Annotated in this window: 27 protein-coding genes; 7 read left to right on the forward strand and 20 right to left on the reverse strand. The window is 36.0% G+C overall.

Annotation, left to right across the window (positions count from 1 at the left end; genetic code table 11):
* From ACAM30_RS06870 to ACAM30_RS06900, 7 genes are all read right to left on the reverse strand, one after another.
* Positions 1-1197: a DUF2586 family protein gene (locus tag ACAM30_RS06870; protein ID WP_369617805.1), complete on the reverse strand. Its 1197-nt coding sequence runs from the start codon at positions 1195-1197 to the stop codon at positions 1-3.
* A complete protein-coding gene (locus tag ACAM30_RS06875; protein WP_369617806.1) occupies positions 1197-1745 on the reverse strand; it encodes a hypothetical protein in 549 nt (182 codons plus the stop codon). Before ACAM30_RS06875 ends, ACAM30_RS06870 begins: the two co-directional genes overlap by 1 nt.
* Positions 1745-2251 (reverse strand): hypothetical protein, encoded by a 507-nt coding sequence (locus ACAM30_RS06880; RefSeq protein WP_369617807.1) that lies wholly within the window; start codon positions 2249-2251, stop codon positions 1745-1747. Before ACAM30_RS06880 ends, ACAM30_RS06875 begins: the two co-directional genes overlap by 1 nt.
* Positions 2248-2703: a CHAP domain-containing protein gene (locus tag ACAM30_RS06885; RefSeq protein ID WP_369617808.1), complete on the reverse strand. Its 456-nt coding sequence runs from the start codon at positions 2701-2703 to the stop codon at positions 2248-2250. Before ACAM30_RS06885 ends, ACAM30_RS06880 begins: the two co-directional genes overlap by 4 nt.
* The gene (locus tag ACAM30_RS06890; RefSeq protein ID WP_369617809.1) at positions 2703-2966 is read right to left on the reverse strand and encodes a hypothetical protein; all 264 of its coding nucleotides are present in this window, start codon (positions 2964-2966) and stop codon (positions 2703-2705) included. Before ACAM30_RS06890 ends, ACAM30_RS06885 begins: the two co-directional genes overlap by 1 nt.
* A 61-nt stretch (positions 2967-3027) precedes the next feature.
* A complete protein-coding gene (locus ACAM30_RS06895) occupies positions 3028-3942 on the reverse strand; it encodes a hypothetical protein (RefSeq protein ID WP_369617810.1) in 915 nt (304 codons plus the stop codon).
* Between the two features lie 10 nt (positions 3943-3952).
* Complete coding sequence (locus ACAM30_RS06900) at positions 3953-4945, reverse strand: HK97 family phage prohead protease (RefSeq protein ID WP_369617811.1); 993 nt, start codon at positions 4943-4945, stop codon at positions 3953-3955.
* 192 nt (positions 4946-5137) lie between these two features.
* Between ACAM30_RS06900 and ACAM30_RS06905 the strand changes: the two genes are divergently transcribed.
* Genes ACAM30_RS06905 through ACAM30_RS06935 form a run of 7 tightly spaced genes read left to right on the forward strand, consistent with a single transcriptional unit; the run spans position 5138 to position 10810 of the window.
* Positions 5138-5701 (forward strand): hypothetical protein, encoded by a 564-nt coding sequence (locus ACAM30_RS06905; protein ID WP_369617812.1) that lies wholly within the window; start codon positions 5138-5140, stop codon positions 5699-5701.
* Positions 5688-7214, forward strand: coding sequence for a hypothetical protein (locus ACAM30_RS06910; protein ID WP_369617813.1), 1527 nt, complete (start codon positions 5688-5690; stop codon positions 7212-7214). Before ACAM30_RS06905 ends, ACAM30_RS06910 begins: the two co-directional genes overlap by 14 nt.
* 3 nt (positions 7215-7217) lie before the next feature.
* Complete coding sequence (locus ACAM30_RS06915; protein WP_369617814.1) at positions 7218-7679, forward strand: phage protein Gp36 family protein; 462 nt, start codon at positions 7218-7220, stop codon at positions 7677-7679.
* Between the two features lie 2 nt (positions 7680-7681).
* Entirely contained in the window at positions 7682-8929 is a 1248-nt protein-coding gene (locus tag ACAM30_RS06920; protein ID WP_369617815.1) for a DUF935 family protein, read from the forward strand.
* Positions 8930-8970: 41 nt separating this feature from the next.
* On the forward strand, positions 8971-9798 hold the full coding sequence (locus tag ACAM30_RS06925) for a phage minor head protein (RefSeq protein ID WP_369617816.1): 828 nt from the start codon (positions 8971-8973) through the stop codon (positions 9796-9798).
* Positions 9795-10361, forward strand: a complete 567-nt coding sequence (locus ACAM30_RS06930) for a hypothetical protein (protein ID WP_369617817.1) — start codon at positions 9795-9797, stop codon at positions 10359-10361. The genes ACAM30_RS06925 and ACAM30_RS06930 overlap by 4 nt, the downstream gene beginning before the upstream one ends.
* Positions 10358-10810 carry a hypothetical protein gene (locus tag ACAM30_RS06935; RefSeq protein WP_369617818.1) on the forward strand — a complete coding sequence of 151 codons (453 nt, stop codon included), beginning with the start codon at positions 10358-10360 and terminating at the stop codon, positions 10808-10810. The genes ACAM30_RS06930 and ACAM30_RS06935 overlap by 4 nt, the downstream gene beginning before the upstream one ends.
* On the opposite strand, the gene ACAM30_RS06940 is transcribed toward ACAM30_RS06935, so the two are convergent.
* The 13 genes from ACAM30_RS06940 to ACAM30_RS07000 form a co-directional block, all read right to left on the reverse strand.
* A complete protein-coding gene (locus ACAM30_RS06940; protein ID WP_369617819.1) occupies positions 10807-11082 on the reverse strand; it encodes a hypothetical protein in 276 nt (91 codons plus the stop codon). The two genes, ACAM30_RS06935 and ACAM30_RS06940, sit on opposite strands and share 4 nt — an antisense overlap.
* Before the next feature lie 99 nt (positions 11083-11181).
* Positions 11182-11679, reverse strand: a complete 498-nt coding sequence (locus ACAM30_RS06945) for a hypothetical protein (RefSeq protein ID WP_369617820.1) — start codon at positions 11677-11679, stop codon at positions 11182-11184.
* A 238-nt stretch (positions 11680-11917) separates the two neighbouring features.
* Entirely contained in the window at positions 11918-12220 is a 303-nt protein-coding gene (locus ACAM30_RS06950; RefSeq protein ID WP_369617821.1) for a hypothetical protein, read from the reverse strand.
* A gap of 144 nt (positions 12221-12364) precedes the next feature.
* Positions 12365-13474: a reverse transcriptase domain-containing protein gene (locus ACAM30_RS06955; protein WP_369617822.1), complete on the reverse strand. Its 1110-nt coding sequence runs from the start codon at positions 13472-13474 to the stop codon at positions 12365-12367.
* 224 nt (positions 13475-13698) lie between these two features.
* Positions 13699-14076: a hypothetical protein gene (locus ACAM30_RS06960; protein WP_369617823.1), complete on the reverse strand. Its 378-nt coding sequence runs from the start codon at positions 14074-14076 to the stop codon at positions 13699-13701.
* Between the two features lie 5 nt (positions 14077-14081).
* The gene (locus tag ACAM30_RS06965) at positions 14082-14558 is read right to left on the reverse strand and encodes a hypothetical protein (RefSeq protein WP_369617824.1); all 477 of its coding nucleotides are present in this window, start codon (positions 14556-14558) and stop codon (positions 14082-14084) included.
* Positions 14559-14577: 19 nt separating this feature from the next.
* Positions 14578-14805 carry a hypothetical protein gene (locus ACAM30_RS06970; protein ID WP_369617825.1) on the reverse strand — a complete coding sequence of 76 codons (228 nt, stop codon included), beginning with the start codon at positions 14803-14805 and terminating at the stop codon, positions 14578-14580.
* Between the two features lie 18 nt (positions 14806-14823).
* On the reverse strand, positions 14824-15333 hold the full coding sequence (locus ACAM30_RS06975) for a hypothetical protein (RefSeq protein ID WP_369617826.1): 510 nt from the start codon (positions 15331-15333) through the stop codon (positions 14824-14826).
* Positions 15333-15665: a hypothetical protein gene (locus ACAM30_RS06980; protein ID WP_369617827.1), complete on the reverse strand. Its 333-nt coding sequence runs from the start codon at positions 15663-15665 to the stop codon at positions 15333-15335. The genes ACAM30_RS06975 and ACAM30_RS06980 overlap by 1 nt, the downstream gene beginning before the upstream one ends.
* Entirely contained in the window at positions 15662-16021 is a 360-nt protein-coding gene (locus ACAM30_RS06985) for a hypothetical protein (protein WP_369617828.1), read from the reverse strand. Before ACAM30_RS06985 ends, ACAM30_RS06980 begins: the two co-directional genes overlap by 4 nt.
* 356 nt (positions 16022-16377) lie before the next feature.
* Positions 16378-16722: a hypothetical protein gene (locus ACAM30_RS06990; protein ID WP_369617829.1), complete on the reverse strand. Its 345-nt coding sequence runs from the start codon at positions 16720-16722 to the stop codon at positions 16378-16380.
* A 331-nt stretch (positions 16723-17053) separates the two neighbouring features.
* Positions 17054-17782 carry a hypothetical protein gene (locus ACAM30_RS06995; RefSeq protein WP_369617830.1) on the reverse strand — a complete coding sequence of 243 codons (729 nt, stop codon included), beginning with the start codon at positions 17780-17782 and terminating at the stop codon, positions 17054-17056.
* Positions 17769-18068, reverse strand: a complete 300-nt coding sequence (locus ACAM30_RS07000; protein ID WP_369617831.1) for a hypothetical protein — start codon at positions 18066-18068, stop codon at positions 17769-17771. Before ACAM30_RS07000 ends, ACAM30_RS06995 begins: the two co-directional genes overlap by 14 nt.
* Between the last annotated feature and the right edge of the window lie 3 nt (positions 18069-18071).

The following is an 18071-nucleotide window of genomic DNA, read 5'->3' on the forward strand; positions in this document are numbered from 1 at the left end:
TTATTGACCTGTATTAAATCCGATTGTAAATTGTAAGAATCTGCCATATCCATGTGGACGAACTCTGATTCTTCCTTTGATTGTTGAATCCTGGGCGATGTTATTGGTTACATCGATGATACATTCAACACCTGTATCATTGGCAATTGTAACATCTGCCGAAAGTTCTCCCTTAGAAGTCATTTGCTGTACAATTACCCTCTCTACTTCCGCTTCAAGTGCCTTTGCATAAGCGGCCTGTATTTTACCTTCGTTTGTCAGTGGAACCGTATCCAGGATAAAATCAGTTAATGCTTGATTGGCCAAAACATAAGCTTTGTCAATTACACGTCTTCGCGTAAGAAAATGATAATCGTCAGATACTTCTGTTGCAAGCATATCATCTACAAAAAAGTAACCGCTCTTTCCTGTGTGAGTGGTTGGAGTGATGAAACCTTTATCATAAATAGCGTCAATGTTTGCCTGTTCAACAGGTGTATCAACAATGTAAAATTCTAATGGTTTTAAAGCACCATCGCGAACGCGACCTACATTTATATGAACCTGATTACTCGCAATTCTGCCCGCTAAAACACCTACTGCGGCACCTTTGGAAGCGGTTATTCCGGTTCTTTTTTCTGTATCTCCAATCAGCACAGCAACCCTGTTAAAAGTGGTGTCCGTGAAACCTACCAGATCAGCCACAACACCTGTAAAATTGTAAGCTTCAATGATAAATACAACAGGTTGTGTTTTCTCAACTGTAAATTCCTCAGCAATTGCCTGAGCTGCTGCGAGTGTCGCAGGAAATCCTTGTCTTAATCCTCCGGTTGTTACCGTTTCGGCCACCGATGGTGCATATTTTAAAACAACAAAACGGATTCGTCTGTTTGAAGCTGTTAAAACCTCTCTACTGACCGTTACCAACTCATCGAGTGTTTTCGTTTTAGCCACTCCATAAAGCCAAAGTTCGCTGCCGTTTCCTGCTTCAGCGTAAAACTCTTTTATAGTTTTGTGTAGTTCATAGTTTCCTGCAACTGTTGGAATTATGCCTAAAGTTTCTGCCTCTTCCAAAGAATAGACAGTATATGCTTTGCCTAGGGCAAAGCTTCCATTTGCAACGGCACTGGAAACAATTACACAAATGCCGTCAGGACTTGTGGCTACTGTTCCTATATTGCCGTTTTCAAATGATATGTTTACACCTGGTTTTGCCATTATTTACCTTTTTTTGCGTTGCTCTTTTTTTCGTCAGCAGATACTTCTTCAACTGAAGCTGCATTTATAACAGCCTGAGTCTCTTCAACAGAAAGAACCGGAATGTTATTTAGATCAATTTCACCACCAATTCCTTCAACCAAAATATTTTCAGAACCGTCTGCGTTTGCTGTAATTGGAGTTAAAGGCTCATTTGTAGCCTGACCAACTTTTTCACCGCTGAAATCAGCAACAATACTATCTAAGGGGGCATCTGAGTTTAAGAAGTTGCCTTCAGCTTCATTTTTAAACTGATCTGCTGAAAATGATTTCAGACCGTCAATTAATTTTTTACCTAAGTCACTTTCCGAAAAATCGTCTTGATCTTCGTCCAGATCGTCCAAAAGATTTTCATAGTCAGAGGGATTCACAACCAGTTCAACTGTCTTGTCTTGCAAGGTTTTTGCGTGATTCTTTGCGTCGCTCTCTTTGAAAAAAGATTGTCCGTCAGATGTCATGTGAACCTCTTTTAAATCCGGGTTCGATTCGAAAATTTCATGTTTTTTCATTATGTTGTTTTTTTTAAAGTATTTTTAATTTTTAGATAACCCAGAAGAGCCAATATTGCTACCAAAAGCCAAAATCCGCGTATCTGTTTTTCCTGCCATGAGGTAAGCTCATTTGTTACTACAGGAACTTCGACAGGAACTTCTTTGATCTCTTGCTTATTCTGTGTTATGTACGTTGATTTCCATTGGGCAAAAAGTTCCTGCGCTCTTACTTCACAGTCAACTTTGAGGAAGTTGTCGGCAATCCGAACCTTTGGGCTTTTTAGGTTGCGCCCTGGTTCGGCTCGCAAGACATCTTTTACTACTACCTTTCCATTAATACAATCTAACAAGGCGTTGTAACTGGAACTGTCTTTTTCAATTTTGAACACAGTATCATGTACCGTTTCAGTGATTGTTTTTTCTGTTGTTATCGTATTCTGCACCACTACTGGTTTTTTGCCTGCGCAAGAAACCAGGATCATGGTGAGAACAAAAAATAAACAACCAATTTTTATATTTTTCATGGTCTTATAAATCCTTTAATTTTTGATAATTCTCTAACTCTTCGACAAACTTCGTAACCTTCCCGGCTTCCTACATCGTTTGTGTTTCCTTCAATAGTGTGAATCTTTGTTCCGACTACTTTCTCTACAATACCGGTATGGCCTAAGCCTCCGCCATAATCAAGAATCATAATATCACCCGGTTGTGGTACCTTAACTCGTAGTAATGGTCTGGCGTTCCACATTGCCAGGACACCGCCTGTTTTTTGAAGTGTATTGCTAGTATTTAATTGTTTAGATGCTTCGACAGTACACCAGTAAACAAAAGCCATACACCAACTGTAACCTTTTCCAAGTCCTACGGACTTTAAATACTTTTCTACATCAGCACCGGCGTTACTGTTTTTAGGTACTTCCTGAACACCTATTTGCGTGATGGCAATCTGTAAAGTTTTTTCGGATAATTTGCTCATTAGCTTTTACCGTTTAGTTGTTTAAATTTTTTAAGTTCATCTGTTAGAAGTTCTATTTCCAACATCAACACCTTTATTTTTTCATCTCTTTCGTTTATGGTGTCAATTGCTTGATTAAGCCTTCTTGTTGCATCGTCTAATAGATTTCTATAAAAATCAGCTGATTTAATTTCGTTGTCTATTTCGGTACTTTTTCGACTAAAAAACCATGTAATTAAGGCTGCGAAAAAAGCTGTTAGAGTTGGGTATAAGAATTGATCCATAAGTGATTTTAAAAAGAAGGCTGCTGATTTCAACAGCCTTTAAAAATGAATTAAATAAGGTTTAAATGATCGCTCCCTGGTAACGTTCCATTACCGGAACTGCAATAAAATAATGACGAATATTATACTCGTTTTGTTGGGTACGTGGTGCCGTTTTTGCATCAGCAAAATATTGTCTTGTCATACCTGTTTTCTTTACAGTATTTTCAGGATGAAAAATAACAGAGGCAACTCTATCAGTTGCACCAGGAACTGCGCCCCACGCTTTTTTAACACCCGCAGCGGTATAGTAAGGATTGTCAATGTTTTGATACATTTCAAAACCTGCTAACATACCTTTGATTTGGCCAGATAAATAATCAGCTAATTTGTCAGCATATTTGTTTGAATTATCTTCTAACAAATCATTTTCATGATCTGATGACAACACTAATCTTCTACCTTTCTTTTTACATTTAGCACTATCCATTGCTCGTCTTGCAGTAATAAGATCTTTCCAAAGAAGCTTTCTTCTGCCTCCTGGTGTAACTTCGTCACCAGTGGCCTGAATCACAAATGTTTTCCCGGCAACAGTTGTTTGCGGTGCAAGTGAATGAATTGCTTTTGCGAATTTTGCTTCAGTAACATCATCACGATGTGATTTAGTTACAGAATCAATTTGCTTATAGCTAGAACCATTTGCCTGGTCATCAGTTAATGTGGTTACATTAGTTTGATATTTATCTAACTTTACTGTCATACTTGTATCATCATAATCGACTAAAGCAAGCGGATAGGCTGTATTATTAATTAATACACCTGGTCTAAAGGTTGTGATTGGGATATGAATTAAATTTGATTCAGATGCTGATCCGGAACCTACTTCAATTACTGAAGTTTCAATCTCTGGAATTCCATCTAACCACGGAGCTAACTGCTCATCTTGAAGCAAGGTTCTTACCCTTGATTCCCACATTTCTGGAAATGATGCTGGCATATTTTTTTATTTATTGATTAAACAGTTTTTTGTACGCTTCAGGGTTTTGCTCCTTGAAGCTTAATTTTTGCTCATGGCCAAGTTTCTCAAACTCATCCATCGTTTTAATTTCAGTGCCACCATTTCCTGTCTGTACATTAATTCCTGCACTGAAGTTTTGTTTTGTGGGAATTGAACCTATTACGGTATCAAGTGCACTTTCTGAAGCTATCCCCAGATTTACCATTTCTTCTTTTTGATCAGCCTTAAACTGTCCTTTTGTAATTGCCAAATCAACTTTTGTAGAGATTCTTAATTTGGCTTCGGCCTCCTGTTTTTCTTTTGCTGTTTTAGCAGCGAGTTTCAAGGAGTCGTTTTCAGTGGTTAACTTTTGAACCTGCTTAGCCAGTCCTAAAACTTTGGATTCTACTGTAGATGCGTCCAGACCATCAGCTGGCTGATCATCAAAACCCAAAGCCATAAGTGTGGCAATGCTTAAAACGATTTTTTTCATATTGTCTTGATTTAGATTTAATTCGGGATTTTTAATACCAGGAATAACAGAAAGTGATAGTTCTTGGATTTCCTTTTCATCCATTACTTTACCATCTGAGTGCATTAGACGTACAGCATTTGCATTACTTGGAACCGGAACAATTGAAACCTCTACCAATTCGCATTTGGTTAGAACTACTTTGTCATCGATTATTTTAAGGTTTTCGTGGTCAAAGATGATTCCCATTGAACAGGCATTGATATAACCACGTTCAACCTTTCCGGCAATAAGGGCAGTGTCACTGTCATCCGTATCGAAATCCGGCATTCCGTGTAAGAGTCCCTTGTCTTTTTTCACATCAAACCATTTTCCAATCACATTCCAGTTTGAGTTCCAATGATCTGAAAGCATCACCGGATTTTTTGTAAATCGCTTTAAATCGATTCCGGCAGTTAAAATTGAAAAACCATAAGTATTTTCAATTGTTTCGTCATTAAATACAAAAGGTTTAATTACTGGTTTTGGCATCTTTTTTCTTTTTTTATCCTGGCATTTTATCGCCTATTGAGATGACAAAGATTAGCGGGTTTTGTTTCTTAAAAAACTGATAGACAACTATCAAAACAACGGAGTTTGGACTGAGGACAAAGTTGTAAAGCAAGTAAACGCCTGTTTTTTTTAGAGTTGTCTGTTTTGGAGTTTTGACATAAATATTAAAGTATGGGAACTCGAAAACAGGTAGAAAAAGACCTCGCAAAAGTGCTTTTTGTGAACGATAATGTATCGCAGAAAGAAATTGCTGAGCGTTTAAAAGTCACTGAAAAAACAGTTGGTAAATGGGTAAAAGAAGGGGATTGGGAAAAACTAAAAATATCCTTACTTGTTACCAAAGACAAACAATTAACTAATTTGTATCACCAATTAGCAAATGCAACTGAAGAAATAAGAACACGCCCAATTGTTCGCGATATTCCTAACTTCATGTTAAAGCCTGTTAAACTGAAAGATAGTTCAGGTGACGAAAAATTAGAATATCCAAAGTTTGATCCTGAAGACTATCCTATTTTGATTGGGAATTTCCCCAACTCAAAAGATACTGATATTATTTCAAAGCTTACAACCGCTATAAAACGTTTGGAAACTGAAACTAATATTGGTGAAACAATATCAGTTGTTAAAAGTTTGATCATGTTTATAAGGCTTATTGATCCAAAATTTGCCAATCAATTAACGACCTATTGTGACGCTTTTGTAAAAGAAAAAATGAACGATGGCACTAAGTAGAAAAGACAAACTCCAGTTAACTGCCTGGGATGAATTTGTTACGAATCAATTTAGAGCAACTCCCATTGATCTGAATGAAACGGCAACTGAAAAGCTGAAAAGAATAGAAAAGTTAGAGGCTGACCATGAAGCATGGTACGAGTATTATTTTCCAAACTTTTACACCTCAAAACCCGCGCCATTTCATATTAAATCTTCAATAAGGGTTCATAACAATCCGGAATGGAACGAGGTTCGATCGTGGGCGCGTGATTTATCCAAGTCTGGTCGAACTATGATGGATGTTTTAAAACTAGTTCTTACTGGAAAAAAGAAAACTGTTATTCTAACATCCGCAACTTATGATGATGCAGCAAGGCTTTTAAATCCTTACAAAAAATGTCTTGAAGTCAATGATCGAATAAAAAATGATTATGGAGAACAGCAAGCGTTAAGCGGATGGGAAGAGGGTGATTTTACTACAAGAAAAGGCGTTTCTTTCAGGGCTGTTGGTGCCGGACAATCACCTCGTGGAACCCGTAATGATGCGGCACGACCGGATGTGATATTAATTGATGATATTGATACGGATCAGGACTGCCTGAACCCTGATATTATTGAAAAAAAATATGAATGGATTGTAAATGCATTGATTCCGACGCGTTCAATCTCCGTACCATTGCTAATAATAGCATGTGGAAATATTATTGCTAAGTATTGCTGTATTACAGAAATGGCCAAAAAAGCCAAAATACATGACATTGTAAACATTAGGGATGACAACGGACGTTCTACATGGCCTCAGAGAAATACTGAAGAACTCATAGATATTGCGCTCGAAAATATGACTTCAAGTGCTATTCAAAAGGAGTATTACAACAACCCGATTAAGGTCGGTAAAATATTTAAAAAAGTCAACTGGGCTAAGTGTCCGCCTTTAAAATCATGTGACCATGTTTTGGTTTATTCTGATCCTGCAACCAGTAACAAAAGTACGAAAGGCAGTTCACGAAAATTTACAGGTGTTATTGGTTACAAATCTGGAAACTTCTTCTTGTACAAAGTATGGTTGGATAATATGACACAGAGAACCTTTGTCGAAAACCTCTATCATGCACATGACTATGTAAAAGAAAGAAAGGTTGACACCTTTAAAAACTGGATTGAAAACAATAGTCTTCAGGATCCATTTTATCAACAGGTTTTAAAACCATTGATTAAGACTGTAGCCAGATTGCTTAGTAAATTTCCTTTGTTCATGTCATTAGACAAAAGAAGTAAAGGCGACAAATACACTCGTATTGAAGGAACCATAGAGCCGAAATACAAACAAGGTTGTATCTACTTCAATGTCGAAGAAAAAGACAATCCACACATGAAAAGAATGGAGGAAGAATTTGTAGGTGTTGATCCAAATTCCAAAATGATGGACGGACCTGATGGATTTGAAGGGGGTATCTGGATTATTGAAAATATTACAACTAAAGAAGTTACAGATCACCATGTTAGAAAAATTGACAACCGTAAATACTAAGTTATGTTTATAGATAAAGAAGATTTAGGCAGTACGATTTATGACTACCAGATCGACCAGATTACCGATGGTGATAATGGAAAAGTAGATCAAGCCTGTAATGCAGCAATTGAAGAGGCCAAAAGTTATCTAACCCCTAACCCGGATAATAAAAAATGGCTCGACGGTAGGTTATTGTATGATGTAGAAAACATCTTTAATAAAACTGGAAATGACCGGCATTCGCTAATTGTACGCCAATGTAGTACGATGGCAAAATGGTATTTAGCGGAGCTATGCAATGCTGATTTCATCTATGAAAAAGCAAAAGACAGGTATGATAGAGCTGTGTCCTGGTTTACAAAAGTAGCTGAAGGAAAAATAAACGTTTCATCACTGCCTCAGCTTGTACGTGACGACACAACAGCAGGCGATAAACAACCATTTGAAATGGGTTCAAGAACAAAATTTAATCACGACTATTAATTATGAGTATAAAAACACTTTGGAAAGAAGCCTTTGGAAAAAAGGTAACATCAACTGAATTGGCAGCAGGGAAAACTTCAGGTTCATCAGGTGGTCATATTTCAAAAATTATTCCCAAAACAGTATCACAGACCAGGCAAGATATAAAAAACTATGTTGATGCTCAGAATGCCGCACAGCTTGAGCAGGATCCTAAGTTTTATCCTATACATAATTTGTATGACAATATCCTACGCGATTTACATCTACAGTCACAGGTCAACAATAGAATGCTAAAATCATTATCCCGGGCATTTACAATTAAGAATGCTGACGGGACAACCAACGAAGAACTGACAACAGCCCTGCAAAATAAAGGATTTGTTTTTCAGATCAACAAAGCAATTTTAGAAACCATTTTCCGCCGGCATTCACTTGGAGAATTCGAGTATAAAATGGTAAACAATGAGCCAGTTTTAACTTTCGATACCATCGCCCGTCAAAACGTAGACCCGGTTAATGGATATATCTATTATGACTATACGGATGATAAAAAAGTAAAGTACAGGGAACAGAGAGAATATGGTTCCTGGCTTATTGAGTTTGGAGAAAAGAATACAACTCTTGGCTTACTTGATGGCTGCGTGCCAATGGTTTTGTTTAAACGTTTTGCGAACAGTTGTCACAGTGAACTATGTGAGATTTATGGTATTCCGCCTCGCGTGATGAAAACCAACACACAGGATGAGGTGATGGTTGAACGTGCCAAACAAATGATGGCTGATATGGGTACTGCGGCATATTTTATCATTGATGATTCAGAAACTTTTGAGTTCGCTAAAGGTGTTACTACAAATGGAGAAGTTTATACCACGCTTAAAAATTTCTGTAACAATGAAATGTCAATGGGTATTTCTGGAACCGTAGTTGGTCAGGACACCAAAAACGGATCAAACGGAAAGGAAAAAACTTCCATTGGTATTTTAGAAGATTTAGTTGATAGTGATCTTTCACTAATTGAGCAATGTTGGCGTGATACTGTTATACCTGCACTACAAGCTTTGGGAGTTTTACCGGCTGGTGTTATGTACAAATATGATGCAACTGAAGATTTAGACGCTTTGTGGAAAATGGTTGTTGAAGCTGCTAAGTTTTTAGAAATTGATCCGAAATGGATTGAACAAAAGTTCGGGATAAAAGTAATAGGAACTAAGAAAACAGAACCGGCAACACAGCTATCATTAAGCATGGGCGAAGGTTTTTTCGTTTAAGCCCTGATTATTTCAGGGCATTACATACCCGGTTAGATAACTTGTATAATTGCGGCTGTGATGATTGTGAGCGAAAAGCAACGGTTTTAAATTTAGGAGTTAGTGAAAAGTTTAAACAGCTTTTAAATGCCGGTGAAAAGGCATTTAAACACCTGCACAAAAGAGGAAACTACAGACCTGAAGATTTACAAACCGAAAAGCCATACCAAAAATTAATCCAGTCAACCTTTGACGTTTTTGATTTTGCTATAAAAGACAATGACATGCCCGAAGAAATGCGAAAAGCACTTCAGGACGATGCTTTTTTGTTCGGATCACTAAAAACCAATGCGCAACTTTTTGAAGCCTCTAAACTGTTGCTTACCAAAGAAGGTAATTTAAAACCTTTCTCTGAAGTAGTAAAAGAGTTTGATGATCTGAATGTAAAATACAATCAAAATTATCTCGAGGCTGAATATGAGTTTTCTGTAGCCAGTTCACAGGCAGCCGCACAATGGGCAAATCTGGCAACGGGATCAAGGTACAATTTACAATATCGTACCGCCAAAGATGAACGTGTAAGAGCTTCACATCAGACGTTGGATGATATTACGTTACCAAAAGATGATCCTTTTTGGAATTTTTTCTACCCCCCAAATGGATGGCGTTGCAGATGTGTGGCTATAGAGGTTCTGAAGGGAAAATATGAGGAAAGCGATTCTGAAAAAGCAAATGTAGCAGGGGAAAAAGCAACAACACAAGAGGGCAAAGATGGTAAAAACAGGTTAGAAATATTCCGGTTTAATCCTGGTGCACAAAAGGTAGTTTTCCCACCTGCACACCCATACGGAAAAGTTAAAGGAGCAAAAACAGTTAAAGACAATTTATGAATCCAAACGATTTTTTAAAGAATGTTTTGTCAGATGTCAAAGTTGACATCAGCGAAGAATTTGATCGAAACTTTGAAAGGAAATCTTTTTTCACTAAAAAATGGAGTGAAACCAAACTTCAAAACAGAAGAGGATCACTACTGGCCAGATCAGGAAAATTAAGAAGATCGATTATGTCTCCAAAACAAGATCCTAACTCCGTTACCTGGTCAAGTTCTTTGCCATACGCTACAATCCAAAATGATGGTGGTGAGATCACCGTCACTGAGAAAATGAAACGTTTCTTCTGGGCGATGTATTATAAATCTGCCGGCGCAATAACCAAAAAGAAGGATCGTGATGATAATGTAGTAATACGCGAAACAGCACGAAATAAGAAATTATCTGCTGAGGCTGAGCAATGGAAAAATTTAGCACTCATGAAAACAGGCTCTAAAATGAAAATTGAAAAACGTCAGTTCATCGGTGATCATCCTATCGTGAGAGAAAGGATTGAAGATATTGTCGCCTTAAACATGAAAGAACTGGAACAGTATTTTTATAACGAATTAAAACAAAAATGAAAGCATTCTTAGAAAATGTTCAGGCTAAAATGAGAAATGTATCTGAACTAAAAAGCATCGATGAAGATTGGGGACAATTGGACAGTTACAGTCCGAACCCTCCGGCAAAGTTTCCATGTGGTTTGATCGATATCACAAATTTAATTTTTTCCAATATTGGAAAGGACAACAACGCTAATCCTATCCACCGGCAGACTGGGGAAGGAACAATAACGTTTATAATTGCTGATTTGAAATTAAGTAATACCAGTTTTCATGCGCCACAATCGCAGAAAGATAATGCTTGGAAAATTTGGGAAATAATAGAAAAGATACACCAGGAGTTTCACGGATGGAGACCGGTTGAGTTATCCGGGGCTTTAATGCGAACCGGACTTCGAAGAATAAGACGCGATGACGGAATTCAGGAATATCAAGTTACTTACTCAATTGGATTTACAAATGTCTAATCGAATAAACGGGTTTGTGCTGCCTTAATCTGTTTTTGTTTTTCGATTGCCTCTTCAATTTCTCTCAATTCTGTAGTAACCGGAGTACATAAAATTTCATACAAAGTTGTACGTGAAATTGGATAAACAGGAGCAATGTAGTATTCCAGAATTTTTGTAGTGGGTGTGTAAGGGTGATCCTGGATGCTTTTTTGATACAATTCTTTAATAAGCTTGTAACGTAGTAATTTATTACGCTGAATCCCTAAACTTCTATTAATTGTTACTGACATGCAACAAAGATAAATAACTTACAAATTATAAGCAAACTAACTTTTTTGATTACAGTTTGCAACTAAATATAAAAAAGCGCTCAATTTCGAGCGCTTTTTTTACTTTGATACAAAAGTATATTTTGATCTAAAAGAATCACCGGCATAGAAGAAAAATTTATATCCTTTAGAACTGTCAGTAAAGTATCTGTACTTAGTTTGTATTAAATAATCTTCTTGTGGAATAGCATCAGGATAAAAAACAGTTTTTACAACATTAAACATTGTTGTTGGTTCTGCCAAAAATTCTTTTAACTTATATGCACCAGAATTTAATTTTAGCAACTTAAAAATGATGCCATTTTCATAACGATTTACCCTTGATTCTTCCTTTTGCTCGACAGTTAAACCAGTTGGTAAGTAAACTAATAAATAATATTCTCCTATATCTTTCTCTTTGATTAGTTCAAAACTTTTACCTGAAAGGTTTGCAAGTTTGTTAGTCACTTCTTTTAACGCACTCAATGTTCCATTCTGCATTTTATCTATGGTAGTGTAATCTTGAGCATTAACAAAGAAAGAAATCAAAAGTAAAGCAGTTACTATAGTATTTTTCATAGGAATTATTTTAGTTACTCAAATAAACAAAAAAAACAGATATAAGTCCAAAACAAAGTAAAAATAACACTGTCAATGTAAATTTGTTTAAAAATCATTTTATAGTTTTCGTCTATCTCTACAAGTTGTTTTGTCATTTCAATTTCGTTAATGTCTCTAATTTGCTTGTACTTATCTGTCATGATTTCAAAGATAAAAAGTTGCCTAAAAATGATTTTACGGAAATCCATAGCTGCATCTAAAAATTAAAAGGATTAAACTGTTTTCCATTATCTGTTACAACTGCAAGTAATCTATCAGTATCACCTTTTACGGTTAAATGCCAAATTTCAACTTTCTTTTGATCTTCAGACAAGACTGCTCTGTAAAAGTCTTCAGCACGTCCAACTGATTTTCTTGGTATTACTTTCAGACTATCCTTAAAGGTTTCAGGAAAAGAACAAAGTGACCTATTGCTATTTTCAAACTCTCTCAGTTTTAGAATAACACTAGTTTCATAATACTTGTTTCTTTTTGACTTTATTTCTATTTGTAGTGACATAATATTTGTTTTTAAGTGAATTCTAAATATTCATTTCGTTTGACAATAGTTGTTGTAAATGGGAATTTGTCTTTAGGAACTTTTTTAATAGTTTGAATGAGAACTGTTGCACCGGTAAAAACAACTCTTTTTCGCTCATCAACTTCAATCTGCAAAGTCAAATAATCGGAGTTGGATTTCTTTTTGGATGGTTCTACTTTGAAGCCGTGGACGGTTATCAGTATGTTCAATATTTCGTCTATTTTTATGCTTTTTCCTGTGAAGTGATTCACCTCGCTTTGTATTCCTAAATCTGAAAACTTGGTCATTTGGGTTTATTTTTTTTAGTAAGTGTTTAGAATTGCAGTGTTTTATCCAGCCCATATAAGCCGCTATTACTGCTTTGTTCTTTTTTTTGAATGCTTTGGCAGCACGTTTTTTGATTGTTTTTCGAAGCCTGGTGTGCGTGTGGTAAAATACATATCCAACAAAATCAATCCCTCTTTTATCAACCGGAAACACCTGGCAATTTCCTTTTACCTGAAGTTTTAAATTACTGTTTAAATACTGTTTAATCACTGATAAAATACGATGAAGTTCTGTTTTGCTATTCGATAGTATTACCAGATCATCAGCATACCTGAGGTAGTATTTTACTTTTTGAGTTTCTTTGATCCAGTGGTCAAACCCGGTTAAATAGAAATTGGCAAAATACTGACTGAGATAATTTCCTATTGGAATACCTTCTGCACTGTCTATGATTTCATCCAGTAACCATAAAAGATCATTGTCTTTAAACTTTCTTCTAAGTTGATTCTTTAAAATTTGGTGATTTATAGAGGGGTAAAATTTAGTAATATCCAACTTCAAACAGTAGGTTGTTCCGGGTACATCGGCCAAAGCTTTTTTAAGAGCTTTGGCGGCCGAATGTATTCCTTTTCCTTTTATCGAACTGTAGGTATCAGTTGTAAATAACTTTGTAAATATTGGCTCTAAAATATTCATTACAGCGTGGTGTGTAATGCGATCAGGAAAGAACTGTAATTTTGAAACGATCCTTTCTTTTGGCTCATAAACCTTGAAGGTTGAATACTCTGAAGTTTGATAAGTTTTGGTCTTCAGCATTTCATGAAGCTTCAAAATATTACTTTCCTTACTCTTATTGTGAATGATTACACCTTTTTGCTTTGATTTGCCTTTCTGTGCTTTTTTATCAGCTAACTCGAGATTATCAATACTGATTATCTTACTGTATAGATTATTGTATCTTTTCAAAGCCTTTGTATTATTGGGTCACTTTCTTTACAAAAACAGAATACTAATGCCCCGTTAAAATTGTGATTTTTTGCCCTGTTGGCAGGGTTTGCATTGAACAAATATTTTTACATGGTGGGAGCTGCAGTTCGTATTCGTGTTCCAGTTATCGACATTGTTCAACGACCAACCCGAAGAGGGAGAACGACCAAAAACCACAGCATTCAATGCACAACCTTTATCCCTTATAAAATCTCTTTAATCAGATCAGAGAAGTTTTCCCAGAAGTAACGGCCGATCGCTCTCGTTCTGAACACACGGCGGGAGCCGCAGTTCGTAACCGTGAACCAGTAAACGACAAAGCGCAACGACCAACCCGAAGAGGGAGAATACTCATACCAGTTTTCATATTTAAGCTGATCACTATCTGAATAATCAGCAACCCACGGTTTGTCCTGTCCTTCGTTATTTAAGGCTCTGATTACGACATCTGCAATGTAATTTTTGATTACAGCGTTTTTGTCTGATTCATTTTGCAGGTGATCTACACCTGGCATTAATGTTATGTCTAATCCTTCAGCTAAAAAAGCTTTTTCAATTGTGTTGATTGTTAATTGTTCCATTGGTTTTATTTGATTAAGTTGATGTATATTTCTTTGAAGGTTTCCCAGGCGTATTCCGCATGATCAGAATCGAGGAACGCCAGGCGGGAGCCGCAGTTCGTAACCGCGTACCAGCGATCGACAAAGTACAACGACCAACCCGAAGAGGGAGAATACTTATAAACGTGGAAATACTTTGCCTGATTACTGTCTGCCCAGTTGACCACTTCTTTTTTATCAGCATTAAAACAACGGCTGATTAGTAATGCTTGTCTCAGGGCATTAGCGGAAATATCATCCGGGTCGTCACTTTGGCAGATGTAATTTTTAGGACTAACTGCCATTTCTTTACACACATCATCAAAGGATTTTATTCTTTCCACAATGTTTGGCTGAAAAGTTTTAATTCCAAAAAGGTTTTCCAACATTACCTTTCTTCCTGTTTTAGCTTTCTCATAAGCTTTTAATACTCTGCCTTTATCGGCTGTTAATGTTTCATTCATTTTATAGTTGTTTTTAAAGTTAATTTGATTTAAACCTTTCGTGATTAATGACTGTGATATCATTGTCATCGATTGAGTGGCATTTGTCGCAGTAATGCTTATTGTTATCTATGTGCCACTCTTCATCTGTTACCGCTTCATTTGCGTTGTCTTCATCGAAGAAAAACGCATTTTCTTCAGATTCGCGAAACTGTTCCTTACAGTTATCACATTCAATTCCTGTGAATGTTTGTTTTATAAATCCCATACTTTTTTTAGTTTATAATTAATACTCGTCGTTAAATCTTTGTTTGTTTATCCAGGTGGCTAACAATGCCTGAGCAATAGTTGATTGTGCAAGCTTTTTTTTGTATTTCGGAACCTGAATGAAACATTTTATCTTATCAGCTTCTTTTAATTTTCCGAAAGCTTTTTCAGCATCTTTTCTTGATTCTTTGTAACCGTACATATCCCATAGTGCATCAAAACTTAAATCAGCAGGAGATTTTTCGATTTCAAAAACCTTTAGATACTTTTTGAGTTTCATCCAAATTGTTTTCATAATGCTTTCTTCATGTGGAAACCTTGGTTCCAATTGTGATAATAATTCTTTTGCGTTTTCAAACTGAGCACCATCGGGTAAATAACCTGTTAACAACCATTGCCTTTGCTCTTTGTTTAAAACTCCTTCAGACACTTCAAAAAGCCTTAAATTGCCCAATAAATCATATTTAAACAGAAAAACTAAGCCTATTTCTTTGCCTTTAGCTCTATAGGTGGTTAGTGGCTCATCCATTACGCTAATTTTTGATTTAAGTCATTAATAACCTTTTGTATTTGCTGTCGGATGTAAACGTCATTTACTGTCTTTATTTGGTCAATCAATAAGAGTTCTAACATGTCAGCTTCATGATGCCTAAAAGTCACTTTCGTTTTCTTTGCCGTATTAAAAAGATCTGTTTTTAATTTTTGGTGATTGAATTTTTTATCAAGTATATTAACAACATCTAAGGCGATTGAAAGTGTCGATTTATCTCTTCTACTAATTGGCTTACTGTTATATACTGGCTGTAGTGTCGCTGTAATTATTGTAATTGTTTCGTTTGATAGTCTTAAATCTATTTTCATCTTAGTTTTTCTTTGAGGTTGTTCAGATAGTTGAGTTTATTGATACATATTTCGTAAGTGTCCAAATCATAAGTGCCTTTTTTGACCCTAAAAAAGAATTGATTTCTTATGAGATCATAAAAAATATCGACACCCAAATGATTGCCAACCGGCTTACGTAATTTCCATTCAGTTTCAAACCACTTTGCATTTCCGCTTGTTTTTTCTAGTATTCTATCATTAATTAATTTAGTAACTAGTGATTTTCCACATTTGGTCTTATGAAAATCTGTTAAGTAACAGATATGGCCATCGCTCAAAACATTCTCTTTTTTTAGTTTCTTTAGAAGTAACTCTTTGCTCGTAATTGCTCTCATTTAACATTCGGTTTTAGGTTCTGAAATTTCTTTTTGACAATCGTCGCATACGATTACTGTTTTTTCACATCCACAAACAGCATCCAATACTTTTATTCTTGTACTATTGTGGGGGCACTTTTCGGGCTTTTGGATGTCAATGATACAAGCCACAATTTGCGCAGTATAGACGACCATTCTTTTCTTTGACCGGCATTTCAATTTCGCATTCGAAACAATACTCATCCGGGAGGGCTTCGTCGTTATAATCGTCAGCTTCAATTTTACAAACGAGATATAAACCAGTTAAGAAGCCTCCAACTAATGCAAAAAGGAAAGCTGAAAAAAGGGCAATAATTATTAATATGTTTGTCATGTTACTTGTATTTTTTTGTTATCATCGATTCTAAACAGGTAATTATCTTTGAAAGTTCCTGTGGTTCCATCTTCTTTAAAGGCTTTTTAACTGGGCTTTTATCACTCTTTAAAAAGTCAGATAAACGGTTAATATCAGCTACTTCGCCCCAACGATCATTTTTAACAGTCCATTGTAATGTGCGTAAATGTGCCAGAACAGTTAAATGTTGTTTGTTATTTTTATCAAATAATCCCCAGTTGTTACTATTGCCCTGAACGATATTTTTAAGATGTTGTTTGGGCTTGTTATAGTTGTCTATCGCAGAACCAGTTCCAGTGTAAACTTGTGGCTTAGTGGGTGTCATTTTACTAGTCTTTATATGTTGATTTTATATGGCGTCTAAATCTTTGGTTATCAATAACTAACTTCCTATATCTGTTAAAAGCTTTCAGCTCTGTATCTGATAATGGTGTCATGCTTCTGTATCTTTCAGAACTGTCTTTATGGACTTGGTGTCCATTTACACTATAATGTTCGTGATCTGCTATTGGTATTATTGTGACGGTCATTTCGATTTTGTTTATAAATTGTTTTTACTTTAAAACAGAACCACTCAATTTGTGTGGCAATTACTTTTTTGTTTGACCAGATTAGCAACCCTGTCGCTAAAATGGCAGTACTTAGATACTTATCCATTACACTGTGAATCTGAACTCTACCTTTTTTGTTCTGTTTTCGCCAACTTCTACAAACTTGTAACCGCTTACATAGGAGCTGCCTTTTGTTCGGTTCTGAGCCTCAATAATAATGTCCATTCCTTCGTCAAATTCCGGTGAGTTAAAATCGCTTCGCATTTGATTTAATTGGATGATTTTTGCAGGATTCAACATTCCGGTTTTAATATTTGGCTTCAAAAGATGTGTCACCGCCTTGGTTAACTTCACACTATTTTCGTCCTGTTCATCGCCGGATAATGCAGTTATATAGTTCATTATTTTCTGTATTCCGGCGGTTTCTGTTCCATCAAATGAAATAGTAATGTTATGACCGATTGTAATACTACATGATCCGTCTGGATGTGTGACTGTATGACTTTCTTGTTCCAGTTTATCCAAACCGTAGATATCTGTTTTCAGTTTTAAAACATCATTAAAGTTTTTGAAAACAGAATCAACTAATTCAACCATATTGTTTTGACGATCAATAAGAGGATCAATGTTATTGATCAAAAATTCCGTGGATAGCTCTTTGTATGCTGCCTTGTCGGATCTTGCTTTTTGTTTATTTGCCTTTTCTTCAGCTGCTAACTCCTGCATTAAAGTCTTTCTATCTGTTGGGGATAATTTTGTAATATCTAATTGTTGCGTTTCCATGATAATTGGGTCTTTTACGTTAATGTTTTTTATTTCGTTAGTAATTTTCATTCTCAAAAGGATTTTGAATTAGGTTGCCCCATGATGTCTGTTCAAGCTTTTCGAGAGTTAACTTTACTTTGGCTTCCAGTGCTGCCGTTACTTTGTAGTACCTGACTTCGCTAGGGAAGTTTTCTTTGCTAATCTGTGACAGTAGAGCACCTCGCTCTTGATTTATGCAGATTCTTTCACATGTTTTAAAGACATGAATACGGCCATGTTTCTGCTGTTCTGAACAGTAATACAGTACATTGTGTAAATCTGATAATCTTTGGTCTATTTGTGTTTTATCATTCATCCT

The sequence above is a fragment of the Flavobacterium sp. CFS9 genome (assembly GCF_041154745.1).
In the GTDB taxonomy this organism is placed as follows: domain Bacteria; phylum Bacteroidota; class Bacteroidia; order Flavobacteriales; family Flavobacteriaceae; genus Flavobacterium.